17 protein-coding genes are annotated in these 16,766 nt (G+C 59.6%); 8 read left to right on the forward strand and 9 right to left on the reverse strand.

Annotated features, from left to right (window positions below):
- Window positions 1–59 precede the first annotated feature (59 nt).
- From AM571_RS12450 to AM571_RS12460, 3 genes are read right to left on the reverse strand one after another with little or no spacing between them, the layout of a single operon-like run.
- Window positions 60–1,088, reverse strand: coding sequence for an ABC transporter ATP-binding protein (locus AM571_RS12450; RefSeq protein ID WP_074061669.1), 1,029 nt, complete (start codon window positions 1,086–1,088; stop codon window positions 60–62).
- Window positions 1,076–2,770, reverse strand: a complete 1,695-nt coding sequence (locus AM571_RS12455) for an ABC transporter permease (RefSeq protein ID WP_074063216.1) — start codon at window positions 2,768–2,770, stop codon at window positions 1,076–1,078. The genes AM571_RS12450 and AM571_RS12455 overlap by 13 nt, the downstream gene beginning before the upstream one ends.
- Before the next feature lie 17 nt (window positions 2,771–2,787).
- Complete coding sequence (locus tag AM571_RS12460) at window positions 2,788–3,765, reverse strand: ABC transporter substrate-binding protein (RefSeq protein ID WP_074061670.1); 978 nt, start codon at window positions 3,763–3,765, stop codon at window positions 2,788–2,790.
- A gap of 172 nt (window positions 3,766–3,937) precedes the next feature.
- Here AM571_RS12460 and AM571_RS12465 point away from each other — a divergent pair, with 172 nt between their 5' ends.
- On the forward strand, window positions 3,938–4,996 hold the full coding sequence (locus tag AM571_RS12465; RefSeq protein ID WP_074061671.1) for an aldo/keto reductase: 1,059 nt from the start codon (window positions 3,938–3,940) through the stop codon (window positions 4,994–4,996).
- Window positions 4,997–5,018: 22 nt separating this feature from the next.
- On the opposite strand, the gene AM571_RS12470 is transcribed toward AM571_RS12465, so the two are convergent.
- Window positions 5,019–6,239, reverse strand: a complete 1,221-nt coding sequence (locus tag AM571_RS12470) for a PLP-dependent aminotransferase family protein (protein WP_074061672.1) — start codon at window positions 6,237–6,239, stop codon at window positions 5,019–5,021.
- Between the two features lie 512 nt (window positions 6,240–6,751).
- Here AM571_RS12470 and AM571_RS12475 point away from each other — a divergent pair.
- Window positions 6,752–7,327, forward strand: coding sequence for a class I SAM-dependent methyltransferase (locus AM571_RS12475; RefSeq protein WP_074061673.1), 576 nt, complete (start codon window positions 6,752–6,754; stop codon window positions 7,325–7,327).
- Window positions 7,328–7,379: 52 nt separating this feature from the next.
- Here the strand turns inward: AM571_RS12475 and ilvC are convergent, their stop codons facing one another.
- From ilvC to AM571_RS12490, 3 genes are all read right to left on the reverse strand, one after another.
- Window positions 7,380–8,399, reverse strand: a complete 1,020-nt coding sequence (ilvC, locus tag AM571_RS12480) for a ketol-acid reductoisomerase (RefSeq protein WP_022714456.1) — start codon at window positions 8,397–8,399, stop codon at window positions 7,380–7,382.
- 52 nt (window positions 8,400–8,451) lie between these two features.
- Window positions 8,452–9,117 carry a TetR/AcrR family transcriptional regulator gene (locus AM571_RS12485; RefSeq protein ID WP_196776278.1) on the reverse strand — a complete coding sequence of 222 codons (666 nt, stop codon included), beginning with the start codon at window positions 9,115–9,117 and terminating at the stop codon, window positions 8,452–8,454.
- Between the two features lie 103 nt (window positions 9,118–9,220).
- The gene (locus tag AM571_RS12490; protein WP_074061675.1) at window positions 9,221–10,129 is read right to left on the reverse strand and encodes an AraC family transcriptional regulator; all 909 of its coding nucleotides are present in this window, start codon (window positions 10,127–10,129) and stop codon (window positions 9,221–9,223) included.
- On the opposite strand from AM571_RS12490, the gene AM571_RS12495 reads away from it, so the two are divergent.
- The 3 genes from AM571_RS12495 (at window position 10,128) to AM571_RS12505 (ending at window position 12,361) form a co-directional block, all read left to right on the forward strand.
- Window positions 10,128–10,307: a hypothetical protein gene (locus AM571_RS12495; protein WP_074061676.1), complete on the forward strand. Its 180-nt coding sequence runs from the start codon at window positions 10,128–10,130 to the stop codon at window positions 10,305–10,307. The two genes, AM571_RS12490 and AM571_RS12495, sit on opposite strands and share 2 nt — an antisense overlap.
- An 87-nt stretch (window positions 10,308–10,394) precedes the next feature.
- Window positions 10,395–10,766 (forward strand): VOC family protein, encoded by a 372-nt coding sequence (locus AM571_RS12500; protein WP_074061677.1) that lies wholly within the window; start codon window positions 10,395–10,397, stop codon window positions 10,764–10,766.
- A 548-nt stretch (window positions 10,767–11,314) separates the two neighbouring features.
- Window positions 11,315–12,361, forward strand: a complete 1,047-nt coding sequence (locus tag AM571_RS12505) for an NAD(P)-dependent alcohol dehydrogenase (protein WP_074061678.1) — start codon at window positions 11,315–11,317, stop codon at window positions 12,359–12,361.
- A gap of 35 nt (window positions 12,362–12,396) precedes the next feature.
- Here the strand turns inward: AM571_RS12505 and AM571_RS12510 are convergent, their stop codons facing one another.
- Together AM571_RS12510 and AM571_RS12515 are read right to left on the reverse strand one after the other, a co-directional pair.
- A complete protein-coding gene (locus AM571_RS12510; protein WP_074063217.1) occupies window positions 12,397–13,662 on the reverse strand; it encodes an NAD(P)/FAD-dependent oxidoreductase in 1,266 nt (421 codons plus the stop codon).
- A gap of 89 nt (window positions 13,663–13,751) precedes the next feature.
- Window positions 13,752–14,216: an Lrp/AsnC family transcriptional regulator gene (locus AM571_RS12515; protein WP_074063218.1), complete on the reverse strand. Its 465-nt coding sequence runs from the start codon at window positions 14,214–14,216 to the stop codon at window positions 13,752–13,754.
- Window positions 14,217–14,376: 160 nt separating this feature from the next.
- Here AM571_RS12515 and AM571_RS12520 point away from each other — a divergent pair, with 160 nt between their 5' ends.
- The 3 genes from AM571_RS12520 to AM571_RS12530 all read left to right on the forward strand — a co-directional run bounded on the left by AM571_RS12520 (window position 14,377) and on the right by AM571_RS12530 (window position 16,759).
- On the forward strand, window positions 14,377–15,096 hold the full coding sequence (locus tag AM571_RS12520; RefSeq protein ID WP_074061679.1) for an aspartate/glutamate racemase family protein: 720 nt from the start codon (window positions 14,377–14,379) through the stop codon (window positions 15,094–15,096).
- A 65-nt stretch (window positions 15,097–15,161) separates the two neighbouring features.
- Window positions 15,162–16,079 carry a bifunctional helix-turn-helix transcriptional regulator/GNAT family N-acetyltransferase gene (locus tag AM571_RS12525; RefSeq protein ID WP_074063219.1) on the forward strand — a complete coding sequence of 306 codons (918 nt, stop codon included), beginning with the start codon at window positions 15,162–15,164 and terminating at the stop codon, window positions 16,077–16,079.
- Between the two features lie 62 nt (window positions 16,080–16,141).
- Complete coding sequence (locus AM571_RS12530) at window positions 16,142–16,759, forward strand: TetR/AcrR family transcriptional regulator (RefSeq protein ID WP_074061680.1); 618 nt, start codon at window positions 16,142–16,144, stop codon at window positions 16,757–16,759.
- Window positions 16,760–16,766: the final 7 nt, after the last annotated feature.

The following is a 16,766-nucleotide window of genomic DNA, read 5'->3' on the forward strand; positions in this document are numbered from 1 at the left end:
TGGTCGTTCAGTCATTTGTAGAGACGAAAGCGGCATTCGGGAAGGCTGTGAGACGGAAATCAGAGCCGCCATGCCGAGCGGATCACAATCTTCACCGCATCGCCCGCCTGCACCGCCGTGCTGCTGAAGGCGCGCAGCATCTGGCCGTCCGCCAGGGTAAGTTTCAGCGCATAACGCTCGCCTTCATAGAGAACCGATTCCACCGTGGCCGCAATGCCCTCGCCGCCGAGGAGGACGTCTTCGGGACGCACGAGCATATCGATGCGCGGCCCCTCGCCCGGTTGATCTGCAATGATGGCTTGCAGCGCATTCCAGTCGAAATTTCGCTTGTCACCGCATGGGGACCGCGTAGTCAGGATCGCCCCTCGCCCGATCAGTCCGCCGACCATCCGGCCTTCGGGGCGTGCATAAATCTCGGCAGGAGGCGCGACCTGCAGCAGGTGGCCCTCCGACATCACCGCGACGTCCGTTGCAAGCGCCATGGCCTCGCTCTGGTCATGCGTCACATAGATCATGGTGGCGCCGGAACGCTGATGAAACTCGCGGAAACTCTCTTCCATCTCCTGCTTCAGGTGCCGGTCGAGATTGGCGAGCGGCTCGTCGAGCAGAACCACATCTGGCGATGTGACCAAGCAACGCGCCAGAGCCACACGCTGGCGCTGGCCACCGGAGAGGTCGGCCGGGCGCCGCTCGGCGTATTCCACAAGCCGCACGGTCGAAAGCGCGTCCCGAACCCTCCGGCGATAGGCTTCGCCCACAATGGCGCGCACCTTCAGCGGATAGCCGACATTATCGGCGACATTCATATGCGGCCATAGCGCGTAGGACTGGAAGACCATCGCCATGTTGCGCCGTTCGGGCGGCAGGGATTGCGATGCGTCGGCAAGCAGCCGCTCGCCGAGATGGATCGAGCCGTCGGTGGGCGTCTCGAAACCTGCAATCATTCGCAGCACCGTCGTCTTGCCGCAGCCGGAGGGACCGAGCAGCGCCAGGAATCCGCCTTCGCGCACGTCGAGTGAAAGCGCGCTCACCGCTGGTTTTCCAGTGCCGAAGTCCTTACCGACATGATTGAGGATCAGCTTCGCCATGGCACCACTCCCTTGGGCAGCCGCTTTGCCATCAATTCCAAAAGCAGCATCAGGGCGATGACCATCAGGACGATAAGCACGGAAAGCGCAGATGCCAGATCTGAACTTCCGCTGTCATCGAGATTGTAGATCGCCACCCCAAGCGTCTGGGTGCCTGCAGACCAGAGCAGCGCCGAAATCGTCAGTTCGTTGCAGGCAATTAGAAAGACGACGATGACCGAAGCGCCGGCCGCAGGTGCAATCAGCGGCACGATGATATCCCTCAACCGACGCAAGAAGCCGGCGCCCGAAAGCCGCGCTGCCTCCTCCAGCGCCGGATCGAGCTGATGGAACGCGCTGACGAGAGGCTTCAGGCTTACGGCAAAGAAGCTGGAGAGGTAAGCAATCAGGATGATCCAGATCGTGCCGTAAAGCGTGACGTTGAGAACCGGCAGCGGCGAGGCAAAGACGAGGATGAAGCAAACGCCAATGACTATGCCCGGCAGCGAATAGGGTATCTCGATCAAACTGGAGACGGCGCGCGAAATTGCGTCCCTGCGCCGCGTCAACGCGTAGGCTGCCAAAACAGTCACCAGGACGAGACATGTCGCCGTTCCGGCCGCAAGCGAGAGCGAATTGACGAAGGCCGTTCGTGTCACCGCCTGGTGAAAGAGGATTTCATGAAAGGCGTTGAGGGATATGGTCTTGAAGGTCAGCGGCACGCCATAGGCCGGCACTAGCGCGCCGGCGAGCAGCGCGAAGAACGGTGCTGCCAGCATGAAGAACAAGATGAGCCAAAGCAGCGGCGCGAACAGATATTTCCAGCCACCAAGTTGGAAGGTGGCTCTCGCACCCGAAAAGCCAAGCAGGCGGTAGTCTCGCCCGCGCAAGGCCCGATTCTGAATCGCCAGCCCGGTGACGGAGATAATCGCGATGATCGCCGACAGCAGCGCGACTTCGCCAAAAGTGCGGCTGGTGAATGCCGAGAATTTCGAGAAGATCAGCGTCGGTAAGGTGTAGATCGAGGAAGGAATGCCGAGGATCGCTGGGATGCCGAAATTGCCGGTGCAGGAGACAAACGAGAGCGCCGCGCCTGCGATGACGCCGGGCAGTGACATGGGCAGAACGATATCGTGAAAGACACGAAAGCTGGATGCGCCGGAAAGCCGCGCGGCCTCGACGCCCTCACCCGGCAGCGCCATCAGCCCGGCTCTCAAGGCCAGGTAGACGAGCGGCGCGTGCTGCACGCCATAGAGCAGCGCAATGCCGCCGACCGAGTAAAGCGGCTGCGGGGAGCCGAGCGGCGGCGCGATCTGCAGCGCTTTGAGGAGCGGGCTCGACGGACCAGACATCTGCACCCAGGCAAGAGCCGTCACCTGCGGCGGGATCATCATCGGCAGTACGAAGAGAAAACTCAACTGCCCCTTCCCCCGAATATCCGTCAATGCCAGCACAAACGCGAAGGCGCAGCCGATGACGAGTGAAATCACCGTGCCGAGCATGGCGGTGACGATCGTGTAATAGGTGGCCGACCAGAGTGCGGGATCGGCAAGAACGGCAGACACGCCGCCATTTGCCAACGCGGCAATGCCTGCAGCCGCCAGCCGCGCCAGCGGCAGTACGCTGAGGATCAGAACCACCAGAATGATGAAGGGAAACAGCCAGGCCGGCTGGCTGCTTCCCGCACGAACATATCCCTGCATCGAGTATCCGGTTATGATCAATTCGATCCGTAGATGCCCGAGAAGGTCTTCAGATCCTGATCGGTATTCTTCAGCGCTTCGTCGGCCTTGATCGGCAGCACCTTGATGCTGTCGCGTGCCGGGAATCCTTCGGGTAGCTTCATACCGTTGCGCGCCGGAATATAGCCGAGCTTCAGGAAGCCTTCCTGACCCTTTTCGGAAAGCACATAATCAACGAATTTTTTCGCCGCTTCGGCGTTGTCGGTGCTTGCCAGAATGCCGACCGGCTCGGTCACGGCCGAGACACCCTCTTGCGGGAAGACGAACTCGACAGGTGCACCCTTAGCCTTCTCGCGGATCGGCATATAGTCGACGACCATGCCATAGGCCTTTTCGCCCGAGGCGACCGACTTCAGGACAGCACCGTTGCCGCCGGCAGCCGTGGCGCCATTTGCGGCAAGCGCCTTGAAGTAGTCCCAGCCGAGGCCATCGACTGCAGCCAGCGTCTGGGCGTGAATGAGCGCGGCACCCGAGGTCAACGGGCTTGGCATGGCAACGAGGCCCTTGGCTTCAGGCTTCGCCAGATCCTCCCAGCTCGCCGGCTTCATCGAGGCCGAGGTGTTGTACATGATGCCGGTGGTGATCAGCTTGGTGGAATAGTAGTAGCCGTCTGCATCGTAGAGATTGGCGTCATAGTTTGCGGCTTCCGGTGACCTGTAGGCAAGCAGCTTGCCGGCGTCCTTGAGGCGCTCCAGCGTCACCGTATCGGCAATCAGCAGCACGTCGGCAACCGGGTTGCCGGCTTCGATCTCGGCTTGCAATTTCGCCATGATCTTCGGCGTGCCGTCGCGGACCCAGTCGACATTGACGTCCGGATTTGCGGCCATGAAGCTATCGACAGTGGCCTGCGCGTCCTCGTTCGGCTGGCTGGTATAAAGCACGAGATTGGCAGCCTCAGCCGAAACGGAAACGAGACCGGCAGCCAGCAATGCGGTAAAGATGGAGAGCTTCTTCATGGCAATTCCCTCATGATGAACATGACGGTTCCATAGAGAGACCGAATAACATGATTGTGACAGTCGGCGATGGGGCTTTGCGAATACTGGGGCGAGTCGCACTTGAACGTGACGGCACCCCGCTATTTCTAGCCCGAGTTTAGATTTTTGATTTTGAGTTGGGGAGATGGGAATGGAATATCGTCTACTTGGCCGGTCGGGCCTCAAGATTTCGACCGTGACGATGGGCACGATGACCTTCGGCGGCAAGGGCTGGGCGAAGATGGTCGGCGATCTCGGCATTTCCGAAGCCCGCCACCTTGTCGATCTGTGTCTTGATGCGGGCGTCAATCTGATCGACACCGCCGATGTGTATTCGGCCGGCGTTTCGGAGGAAATTCTAGGCGAAGTTCTCGGCGGAAAGCGCAAGAATGGCGTGCTGATCGCGACTAAGGCGCGCTTCCCGATGGGCGACGGCCCGAACGATGCGGGCTCGTCGCGCCAGCACCTGATCGCGGCCTGCGAGGCGAGCCTCAAGCGCATGAAGACCGACGTCATCGACCTCTATCAGCTTCACGAATGGGACGGCCAGACGCCGCTCGAAGAAACGATGGAGGCCCTCGATACGCTCGTGTCTCAGGGCAAGGTCCGCTATGTCGGCTGCTCGAACTTCTCAGGCTGGCACATCATGAAAGCGCTCGGCATTAGTGAAAGGGACAAGCGCCAGCGTTTTGTCAGCCAGCAGATCCACTATACGCTGGAGGCCCGCGACGCCGAATACGAGCTGCTGCCGGTCAGCATCGATCAGGGGATCGGAGTTCTCGTCTGGAGTCCGCTGGCGGGCGGTCTGCTCTCCGGCAAGCATCGCCGCAATCAGGCCGCTCCCGAAGGCACCCGCCAGTTCGCCGGATGGACCGAGCCACCAATCCGCGACGAGAATCGCCTCTGGAATATCGTCGAGACGCTGGTTGAGATCGCCGAAAACCGTGGCGTATCGGCCGCGCAGGTGGCGCTTGCCTGGCTGATCGGTCGCAAGGCCGTGACCTCGGTCATCATCGGCGGACGCACCGAAGCGCAATTCAAGGACAATCTCGCCGCTGCCGAACTTAAGCTGACCGAGGAGGAGCGCGGGCGTCTCGACGACGTCAGCCTGCCGCCGGTGATCTATCCCTACTGGCACCAGCTCAATACGGCGAGCGACCGTCTTAGCGAGGCGGACATGGAATTGTTCGCCCCGCACCTCAAGAAATAGGCTTCCAAGGGATCGGCGGCGTTCAGCCGCCGATTTCCTTTGTAATCAGCTTGCCGAGTCGGCCGATACCTTCCTCGATCATGACGTCGTTGGCGCAAGAGAAACTGACGCGGATCGTGTTTTCGCCCGAGCCGTCGGCAAAGAAGGCCCTGCCGGGAACGAAGGCCACCTTGGCGGTCTCGATCGATTTTGCGAGCAGCACCGCACCGTCCATGCCTTTCGGCAGCGTGATCCAGATGAACATGCCGCCTTCCGGCTTCGTCCAGGTGATACCGGCCGGCATATGTTTGGCAAGTGCGGCCAGCATCGCGTCGCGGCGGTGGCTGTAAGCCAGCTTGATCTTTGCGACCTGCGCATCGAAGCCGCGCTCGGCGACCTGGGTGATCGCCATCTGGTTGATCGTCGAGGAATGCAGATCCGCGGCCTGCTTCATCAGCACCAGCTTGCGGATTACCGGCGCGTTGGCGACGACGAAACCGACCCGAAGACCAGGCGCCAGCGTCTTCGAGAAGCTGCCGCAATAGATCGTGCGCGTGTTGTCGATATGCCCCTTCTTGCCGATCTCCAAGGCCAGGATCGGCGGGATCGGCTCGCCATCATAGCGCAGCGACTGATAGGCGGCATCTTCGATGACGGCGATATCGAGGTCTTCTGCAAGTTCGAGCACCTTTTCACGGCCAGCGCGATCGACGGTCTCGCCGGTCGGATTCGAGAAGTCTGCCGAGAGATAGGCGAACTTCACCTTGCCGCCATTTTGAGCGGCGGTGGCGCGGTAGGAATCCGGCGTGCGGTTGCCGTTCGGCGTCAATTGATCGTAAGACGGCTCGTATGCGTTGAAGGCCTGCAACGCGCCTAGATAGGTCGGCCAGGTGACGAGCGCCGTATCGTTCGGCGACAGGAAGAGCTTGCCAAGATAATCGAGGCCCTGCTGCGAACCCGAAACGATGAAGACATTGTCGAGATCGCACGGGATATCGAGGGCCGCCATCTGGTTCACCAGCCATTGACGCAGCGGCTTGTAACCTTCGCTCACCGAATACTGCAACGCCGAGCTGACCGCCGCACTCTTGAAAATATCGGCATAGGCCGTCTGGAATTCCTTGTCGGGAAACAACGCCGGATCGGGAATGCCGCCGGCAAACGAAATGATATCCGGCTGATCGAGAAGCTTCAGCAGCTCGCGGATTTCCGATGCACGCATGCGCGACGAACGCGTCGCAAACATATTCTCCCAATTCAACATGGGCATTTCCTCATATTTTCTATAGCCGCAACCAGATCACGCCGCGGTATTTATGTCAATATTACTGACCTATTTTCTTGTTATCGTGACAAGTTTGAGGTCTTTTATTCGAAACCTGCAAGCACCGGAATGGCGAGGCAAAGGAAATCGAGCGACTCTTGCCATTCCATGCCCTATTCTTACCCTCTGGCTATCGATAAAGCAGAGGTAAATTTGGCAACGTCGACCTTATCTGTGAAATGTCAGATCTCGTTCTCAAGTGTGTCTGCCACCATGTTTATCCCGAAAGGAAAAGGCCAATTGCTGATGCCATTGCCGGGATTGAACGGTTTTCGCAGATCTTCAGGAGGTCAAACCCAGCGAATTACCGCGACAGAAACGACCCGTTTGGACGTCCGATGGCCCAACATGGGCCTCGGCGGCATCACGCCCGCACAGAAACGGAAAATGGCCGCGTGAATTCTACGACAGAGCCCCGTCAAGAACGAGGGATTACCCTTCGAGAGAGCTTTATGACGCACTCATTTTATGACGAAAATGCCGAGGCCTATGCCTCGCGGAACCGCAAGCTGCCGAAGTTGCGGCTCGACGCATTTCTCTCTGCCCTATCTTCCGACGCCCGCGTCCTCGAACTTGGTTGTGGCGGTGGACATGATAGCGCCTACATGCTCTCCAAAGGCTTCGACGTGATGGCGACGGATGGCTCGGCGGAACTTGCCAAGCAAGCTGAAAAAATGACCGGCAAGCCCGTGAAAGTGATGCGCTTCGAGGAGCTGGAAGCCAAGAACGAGTTCGACGGCGTCTGGGCCGAGGCCAGTCTGCTGCATGTGCCGCGAAAGGACTTGCCCACCGTGCTGGCCCGTATCCGAGAGGCGCTGAAGGATGGCGGCGTGTTTTATGCAAGCTTCAAGGCTGGAACGGCAGAGGGTCACGACGGCTTCGGCCGGTATTACAACTACCTTTCCGCGGCCTGGCTCTGCGAATTGCTGACGACCGGCGGCTGGCGAAACATCGGCGTTGATGAAGCCGATGGCAGCGGCTACGACAACAAGCCGACGCGCTGGCTTCACCTGCGAGCACGAAAATGAAAGGGGCCGAAGCTTCCGCCACGGCCCCTCCAATTCCAAAGTCGAGACGCGCTTAGTTCACGCTCTTGTCGACAAGCTTGTTCTTGCCGATCCACGGCATCATGCCGCGGAGCTTCGCGCCGACTTCTTCGATCTGGTGCGAGTCGTTGACGCGGCGGATGCCCTTGAAGCGCGAGCCGCCGGCGCGATATTCCTGCATCCATTCCGACGTGAACTTGCCGGTCTGGATGTCCTTCAGGACGCGCTTCATCTCGGCCTTGGTTTCCTCAGTGATAATGCGCGGGCCAGTGACATATTCGCCCCACTCGGCAGTGTTCGAGATCGAGTAGTTCATGTTGGCGATACCGCCTTCATAGATCAGGTCGACGATGAGTTTCACTTCGTGGAGGCACTCGAAATAGGCCATTTCTGGAGCGTAGCCGGCTTCGACCAGCGTTTCGAAACCAGCGCGGATGAGCTCGACGAGACCGCCGCAGAGAACAACCTGTTCGCCGAAGAGGTCGGTTTCGCACTCTTCGCGGAAGTTGGTCTCGATGATGCCCGAGCGGCCTCCACCGACGCCGCAGGCGTAGGAGAGAGCGAGTTCAAGCGCATTGCCGGACGCGTTCTGGTGAACGGCAACGAGGCAGGGAACGCCGCCACCCTTCTGGTATTCGCCGCGAACCGTGTGGCCAGGGCCCTTCGGCGCGATCATGACGACGTCAACCGAAGCTTTCGGCTCGATGAGGCCGAAATGGACGTTGAGGCCGTGTGCGAAAGCGATCGCCGCACCATCGCGGATGTTGGCAGCGATTTCCGACTTGTAGATGTCGGCCTGCAGCTCATCAGGTGTCGCCATCATCATCAGATCGGCCCACTTGGCGGCTTCTGCAACTGTCATCACCTTGAAGCCGTCGGCTTCGGCCTTCTTGACGGTTGGCGAACCGGCCTTGAGCGCGATGACGACGTTGCCGGCGCCGCTGTCCTTCAGGTTCAGCGCGTGGGCGCGGCCCTGCGAACCGTAGCCGATGACGGCGACCTTCTTGGATTTGATGAGGTTGAGATCGGCATCACGATCGTAGTAGACGCGCATTTGAAGTTCCTTCCCTTTGCTTGTCGTGTTGATGGTAGAAGAACGGCGGAACTCAGCTCAGCGCCGGCATTTCCGCCAAAACCTTCTCCGTGCCGTAGAGCCGGAGGAAAGCAGTCACCGCCCTTTCCGCCTGCCGGGCGGTATCCTTAAGACCCGGCTCGCCGAGCAGCATGCGCACATGCAGGTCAGAGACGATAAGGCCGTAAAGCGTGTGATAGGCCTCGTCAGCATCATAAAAGCGCAGCAACCCTGCCCTCTTTCCCGCATCGATCAGCGCCATGGCACGGCGGTCGATCTGGCGGCGGCCGCGCTCCAGAAGCAGCTTGCCGAGCTTGGAGCCGTCGCGATGCGATTGGCCGATCGCCAGCCTGTTCAGCGCCAGCGAGACATCGCCGGCCAGAACCTCCAGCAGGTCGCGTGCAAAAAGGATCACATGGTCATGCAGGCTCACCGCCGTCAGCCGTTCGCCATTGCGCTCGAACGTGCGCACCTTGCTGGCCTGATAGGCGATCATCGCAGACAGCAGGCCATCGCGGTCGCCGAACCATTTGTAGAGGCTTTCCTTGGAGCAGTTGGCAGCGCGTGCGACGCCTGATGTCGTCAGCGCCTTCTCACCGCCATCGACAAGGAGCTGCAGCGCCTGCTCCAGAACGGCGTTCTGACGCGGCGAAAATTCGCTGGGCTCCAAGGTTTCGACAGACACGATATGCGCTCCCAAGTACGTACCGTACGGTACGGTTCGCGGATGCTTATCGCGCAGACGTCCTCACCCGTCAAGAGGGGGACGATGGGCGATGCAAATTTTCTGTAGACGGGCCGCTTTATTCGGCAGCGGTCGCCAAGCGTTCTGCGTCGACGTCGCGCGCAGGCGAGATGCCGTAGAGACGGCTGTATTCCCGGCTGAACTGCGACGGGCTTTGATATCCGACACGATGCCCGGCCATTCCGGCATCCAGGCGCTCGATCAGCATCAGGCGACGCGCCTCGTGCAGGCGGAGCTGTTTCTGGAACTGAACCGGCGTCAGCGCGGTGACGGATTTGAAATGATGATGGAACGAAGAGACGCTCATGCCAACAAGCTCGGCGAGCGCTTCGATCCTTAAGGGTCTTGCATAATTTTCCCTGAGCCATGAAACGGCGCGGGCAATCCTGTTGCTCTGGCTCTCCGCGAGCGCAATGTTCAAGAGATGCGGGCCGACGGGCCCCGTCAGCACGCGATAGAGGATTTCCTGCTCGATCAGCGGTGCCATGGCCGCGATATCGTTTGGACGATCAAGCAGGCGCACCAGCCGCACGGCCGCCTCCAGCAGTTCCGGCGGCGCGGCGTTGACCGCCATGCCCCGCAGCCCGTCGGTATGCGCGGCCGGACGCGGGATATCGACACGGCGCAGAAGCGCCGCAACCCTTTCGGCATCGATCGCCATTGCAAAGCATAGATGGGGCGCCTGCGGGCTTGCCTCAGTCACGCGCCACGCCACTGGAAGGTCTAGTGACGTCAAAAGATAGTCGCCGGTGCCATAGTTCAGGGTTTCCGTCCCGAGCCTGACGCTTTTTGCGCCCTGCAGCACCATAGCGACGCATGGGCGATAGGCCGAGTGAAAGGGTCCGGCCGGCTGGGAACGGCGGCTCAAGAAAAGGTTGCCGATGGCCGTCGCGAACTCGCCCTCGCCGGAGGCATGGCGCGCCGCGATGGAAGCGATTTCCTGATAAGGGTTGAAGGGCAATGTCATGGATAACTCGTTCTGGGGTGGCGCAGGTCTTTATTTAAGCTTCACGGCAGCATCCTACAAACCCGAAGTCGCACTTTCAGATCTCAGAAGCAAAGGCGTTGTCGCCATTGCGGCAATGGATCGCTGGCTGCAGCTACGCGGCAGTACTCGCAGTTGCGGCATTCGCGAAACGTCCTAATTTGCCAAGCGGCAAGAGCCTCGTGCCCAATTGGCGCGCTGGTCAGAATCCTGCGACAATGAAATCGAGCCTCTCGAGAGGAAAATGATGCGTTTTATCAATCCCATTCCTTTCGTTCGCGACATAAACCGCTCGAAGGAATTCTACAACAAGCTGCTCGGCCTGAAAATAATAGAGGATGCCGGAAATTTCGTCCTTTTCGAGTCAGGTTTTGCAGTCCATGAGGGACGATCGCTTGAACATACGATCTGGCGCCAAACGCTCGACGCTGACCAATCATATGGGAGAAGAAACTGGCTTTTGTATTTCGAAGATGGCGATGTCGATGCCGCATTTAGCAAGATCGCGCCGCATGTGGAGTTGATCCACCCCGTAGAAAGACAGGCGTGGGGACAGCGGGTCTTTCGTTTTTACGATCCGGATGGGCACGCCATAGAAATTGGCGAGCCACTGAGCTGAAGAGGAAGATTTGCTTCTGCTTTTGGCCGATCCTGACAGTCATTTGAAACCCGACTGCGAAGGAGGCCTGCGTAGTAGACAAACCCGCTGGATATGACCGCATCTTTCAGCGGCGATGCGTAAATTGTGGAATGCAACGATTGCATCGCCGAGAAGGCACATGATCGGCCGGCACCCGGCCACTGGATGAGGCAACAACGAAAGAGATTGCGAGTTCTGCTTTGGCCGGTTCAAGAAACGGTTGAGAGCAACAGCACCCAACGATCGTGCAATGCTTCGGTCCCGCCGGGTGTCGGGCAAACACTGGCGAAGCATTGGGATTGGGACAATCTGCGTGACGACGTATTTCACCCGCGCGTGTCCAGCCAGTGGCACTGCGCAGCACACCTGGCTAAAAGCCGGACCTGCAACTGCCGCCAATAGGATTCTGCCGGCGGGTAGCGGATTTGCAGGATCGTGCAAAAAGCTCGCAGGATCGCTCTAACGCCTCTTTGCATTTTCGATGCATTGTCCGGCCGTCCAATTCCTCAAATCAAAGGAAGATTCAGATGGCTATTGCAAAAGGCTATGCCGCCACTGACGCGTCAAAACCGCTGACGCCCTTCACCTTCGAACGCCGTGAACCGAATGACGATGACGTCGTCATTTCCGTCCGATATTGCGGCGTCTGCCATTCCGATATCCACCAGGCCCGCAACGAATGGGGCAATTCGCGTTACCCGATGGTGCCGGGCCATGAAGTTGCCGGTGTGGTTTCCTCTGTCGGCTCGAAGGTCACGAAGTTCAAGGTCGGCGACCGCGTCGGCGTCGGCTGCTTCGTCAATTCCTGCATCGGCTGTGCCACACGCGATCTCGATTACGAGCATTTCTTGCCGGGTCTCACCCAGACCTACAACGACGTCGAAGCAGATGGCGAAACGCCGACCTATGGTGGCTATTCCGACTCGATCGTCGTCAAGGAAGGCTATGTCCTCTCCTTCCCGGACAACATCCCCCTTGATGCCGGCGCGCCGCTACTTTGCGCCGGCATCACGCTCTATTCGCCGCTTCGTCACTGGAAGGCCGGTCCGGGCAAGAAGGTCGCAATCGTCGGCATGGGCGGCCTCGGCCACATGGGCGTCAAACTCGGCGCCGCCATGGGCGCGGACATCACCGTGCTCAGCCAGACGCTGTCGAAGAAGGAAGACGGCCTGAAGCTCGGCGCCAAGGACTATTATGCCACCAACGATGCCGAGACCTTCAAGAAGCTCGCCGGCACCTTCGACCTGATCATCAACACGGTCGGCACGGCGATCGACTGGAACGCCTACCTCAATCTGCTGAAGTTCGACGGTTCCATGGTGCTTGTCGGCGTTCCGGAACATGCCGTTCCTGTCCACGCCTTCTCCGTCATCGGCGGCCGCAAGAGCCTTTCGGGTTCTATGATCGGCTCGATCAAGGAAACGCAGGAAATGCTCGACTTCTGCGGCAAGCATAACATCGTCTCCGAAATCGAGAAGATCGCCATCCAGGACATCAACCAGGCCTACGAGCGCGTCATCAAGAGCGACGTGCGCTACCGCTTCGTCATCGACATCGCCTCACTGGCGGCGTGACAATGGGGAAGGCGGCTTACCCAGCCGCCTTTCTTTCAATTCTCTTCCCGCATGGTTTCCTTCTGGGTAATCAGCCGCGCGCTGTGCTGACCGCTGAGATAGATCCACAGCCAGCTCCAGGCAACGGAAAAGCGTGAGCGCGTCCCGATCAGGAAGTAGATATGGGCAATGCCCCATATCCACCAGGCGATCCAACCTTTCAGTTTGATCTTGCCGAAATCGATGATGGCAGCACTTTTGCCAATCGTCGCGAGGCTTCCTTGATGCCAGTACCGGAAAGGTCCAGGCGCCGGCTTTGCCTGTAGCCGCGCGCGGATGACTTTTGCGACGTAGGCGCCTTGCTGCTTGGCGGCAGGCGCGATCCCGGGCACCGGCTTGCCATTGTCCTGAACGACGGAGGCTGTATCGCCAATGACGAAGACATCCGGCAATCCCGGGGCGCTCAAGTCTTTTTCGACAACGGCACGCCCTGCCCGATCGGCCGGAATATCCAGCCACTTTGCCGCCGGCGAGGCCTGCACGCCGGCTGCCCAGACGATCGTCTTGCTGGGGATGAACTTGTCGCCGACCTTGACGCCGGCGGCCGTGCAGTCCGTTACGAATTCGCCGAGATGAACCTCCACGCCGAGCTTTTCCAGCGCCTGCTGCGCATAGGTCGAAAGTTCCTCGGCGAAGCTTGCCAGCACCCGCGACCCCGCCTCGATCAACACGACCTTCGCCATGCGCGTATCTATGTTGCGGAATTCCCGTGGCAGTGTCTTGTGCGCCAGCTCGGCGATGATGCCCGCAAGTTCGACCCCGGTCGGTCCTGCGCCGACGATTGAGAAGGTCAGAAGCGCATCACGCGCGACCGGATCGGTTTCTGTTTCCGCACGCTCGAAGGCCAGCAGCACGCGGCGGCGGATCGTCGTTGCGTCCTCCAGCGTTTTCAGCCCTGGTGCGACGGCTGCCCACTCGTCGCGCCCGAAATAGGCATGCGTTGCGCCGGTGGCCAGAACAAGCGTATCGTAACTTAACGTCATTCCGCCGCGTAACGTCACGTGCTTTGTCGAGGTGTCGACGCCGGTGACTTCGCCGAGCAGCGTCGTAACGTCCGGCCTGTCGTTGTAAAGATGACGGATCGGCCAGGCGATCTCCGATGTCGACAGGATCGTCGTGGCGACCTGATAAAGCAGCGGCTGGAAGAGATGGTGGTTACGACGATCGACAAGTGTGATCCTTGCCCCCGTACCCTTGAGCCCGTTGACGAATTGTAGCCCGCCGAAACCGCCGCCGACAACGACGATACGATGATCGCTCATGACAATGCCTTTCCGCTGTTTTGCTGACGCAAATGTCGCCCTTTGCAGGACGGTTTCAACGGCCGGTTCGGCATAGCTGCCCTGCGATGTCAATCGGCATAGCCGACCGGGATCGCGCTGCCGCTTTTCAGTATTTCCATGGAAATCGAAGCCGAGACGTCGAACAGCTCGATCTTTCGCACGATCTGCTTGTAGATGACGTCGTAATGTTCGACGCGCGGCAGCACGATCTTCAGGATGTAGTCCTGATTGCCCGTCAGCCGATGGGCCTCGACGATCTCCGGAATGCCGCTGATCGCCCTGCGAAACGACTCGATCCATTCGTCGGAATGATGCGCCGTCTTGATCAGCGCAAAGACCGTGGTCGGCACGCCCATCTTTTCGCGGTCGAGCACGACGATGCGCCGGGCGATGTGTCCGCTTTCCTCAAGGCGCTGGATGCGGCGTGAACAGGCAGAAACCGAAAGCGCGACCCGCTCGGCGAGATTGCTGACGGAAATGCCGGCATCGGCCTGGAGAAGGTCGAGAATCTTTCTGTCGCGATCATCAAGCATTGCCATCTCTGTGGTTGACGCCGATTTTTTGCACATTCCCGACATAATACGCAATAAGATAGTCCCGTGATGCCATCAATGTCAAAAAATGCAAACATTCAGCGCAGCAACTGAGGCATCCTATCCCCGTCAGAAATCAGAAAAAAGCGGGAGTGTGGAAATGCAGACAATCGGCCTGATCGGCGGCATGAGCTTTGAAAGCTCGGCGGTCTATTATCGTCTTGTGAACGAGATGGTGCGTGAACGCCTTGGGGGGCTCGCATCGGCCGAACTCGTCATGCATTCGCTGAATTTCGAAGAAATCGTCGCCATGCAGAAGGCCGGCGACTGGGACGGCGCAGCAGCGCGCCTCGGCGATGCAGCGCTTCGCCTGCAGACCGCCGGCGTCCGCTGCGTTCTCATCTGCACCAATACCATGCACCTGATCGCCGACAAGGTGGCAGCGCGCCTCTCGGTTCCGCTGATCCATATCATCGACGAGACGGCGAAGTCGCTCAAGGCAGCTGGCCGCAAACGTCCATTGCTGCTTGCAACGCGCTACACGATGGAGCATGGCTTTTACGCGGACCGCATGAAAGGCCTGGGCCTCAACGTGACGGTCCCGGATGCGGCCAACCGCACCATCGTTCACGACATCATCTTCAACGAGCTTTGCGCCGGAAAGGTGCTCGACAGTTCACGGACGAAGCTGATGGAAATCATCGAATGCGAACGCGCCAAAGGCGCCGACAGCATTATTCTCGGCTGCACCGAGATCTGCCTCATCCTGGACCCCGCCAAGCTGCCTCTGCCCGGCTTCGACACCACGGCGATCCATGCAAAAGCAGCCGTCGAGTTTTCAATCGGCGAGGAGCCGCACACAGAAACAGAAGCTGCATGAGATGCAGTTTACTTGACTGAGTCAATTAATTGCATGACAAAGTCTCCTATCAGGAGATTTTGCTCATGCCCGATTCCTCCCTTATCGATGCTGCCCGCGACTTCAATCGCTTCTACACCAACTTCCTCGGCGTGCTGAACAAGGCCTATCTCGACTCGCCTTTCACGCTGACGGACGCGCGGGTGCTGTTCGAGATCGGGTCGCACGACGGGATTAGCGCCGTCGCGCTCGTTCGCGACCTGCATCTCGATCCCGCCTATCTCAGCCGCATTGTGAAGCGCTTCCGCAGCGACGGTCTCATCGATACGAAAGCCGATCCCGACGACCTGCGCAGCCAGATCATCACGGTTACCGCCAAGGGAGGCGAGCAATTGCAGGAACTCGGCCGCCGCTCGAATATGCAGATCGCCGAACGTTTCGATGCGCTTGCCCCTGGTGAGCCACAAAGCGTCGTCAGCGCGATGCAGACGATCCGCTCGCTGCTCGACCCGGGCGTCAAACTGTCCTCCCCGGTCATCCGCGCGCATAGAGCCGGCGATATAGGCTGGATCGTCCAGAGCCAGGGCAAGGCCTATGCCGAGGAATATGGCTGGGACATGCGCTTCGAGGGCCTGGTGGCCGAGGTCGCCGGCAAGTTCCTGACAACCTTCGATCCGGCAATGGAATATTGCTGGATCGCCGAGCGCAACGGCATCAATGTGGGGTCTATTCTTGTGACAAACGGCGGCGACGGCGTTGCCAAGCTCCGCCTCCTCTATGTCGACAAGACCGCGCGCGGGCTTGGTCTTGGCAAGACACTTGTCGACGAGTGCATTCGTTTCGCGCAGGCGAAAGGCTACCGCCAGATATCGCTCTGGACCAACGACGTTCTGCACGCCGCACGCAGCATCTATGTCAAAGCCGGTTTCCGTCTTGTCTCCGAAGAGAGACACCGGATGTTTGGGCCAGAGGAAAACGGCCAGACCTGGGTTCTCGACCTCTGATTTTTCCGTGTCGCAGAAGTTTCGCTTGATTTGGAAACGATCATTTTCTAATTAGTTGAGCCATGACGACGGCACCCCTCGATGACAAAAGCCGATCGCGTGGCAGGCCGCGCGAATTCGACAAGGACGCAGCCCTTGACAAGGCCGTCTGCGTCTTTTCCGAGCGCGGTTACAACGCAGCCTCGATCAGCGAATTGACGGAGGCGATGGAGCTTACGGCCGGCAGTGTCTACAAGGCCTTCAAGGACAAGCGCGGCATTTTTCTCGCCGCCTTCGACCGGTATCGCGTCGTGCGCCGCGGCCTGCTTGACGAGCGCCTGGACGGGGTCAAGACCGGCCGGGACAAGATCCGTGAAATCCTGCGCTTTTACGTTGCCTCATCACACGGTGACATCGGCCGTCGCGGCTGTCTCGTCGTCGGCAGCGCCAACGAGCTTGCGATCTTCGACGACGAAGCCGCAAAGCGCGTCGCCGCTGCTTTTGCCGCCAACGAGGAATTGCTGCTGGACCTCATTCGTCTCGGCCAGTCCGACGGCTCGATCGCGAAAACGCTGGACGCGGTCGCTGCTGCGCGCACCCTGCTCTGCCTGACGAGCGGCATGCGTGTCCTCGGCAAGACCGGCCGCCGCGAAGAGGACATGACTGCCGTGGCGGACGCCGCCATGAGACTTCTCGACTGACTGCGCT

Origin of the sequence: Rhizobium etli 8C-3 (assembly GCF_001908375.1) — a bacterium.
GTDB lineage: Bacteria > Pseudomonadota > Alphaproteobacteria > Rhizobiales > Rhizobiaceae > Rhizobium > Rhizobium etli_B.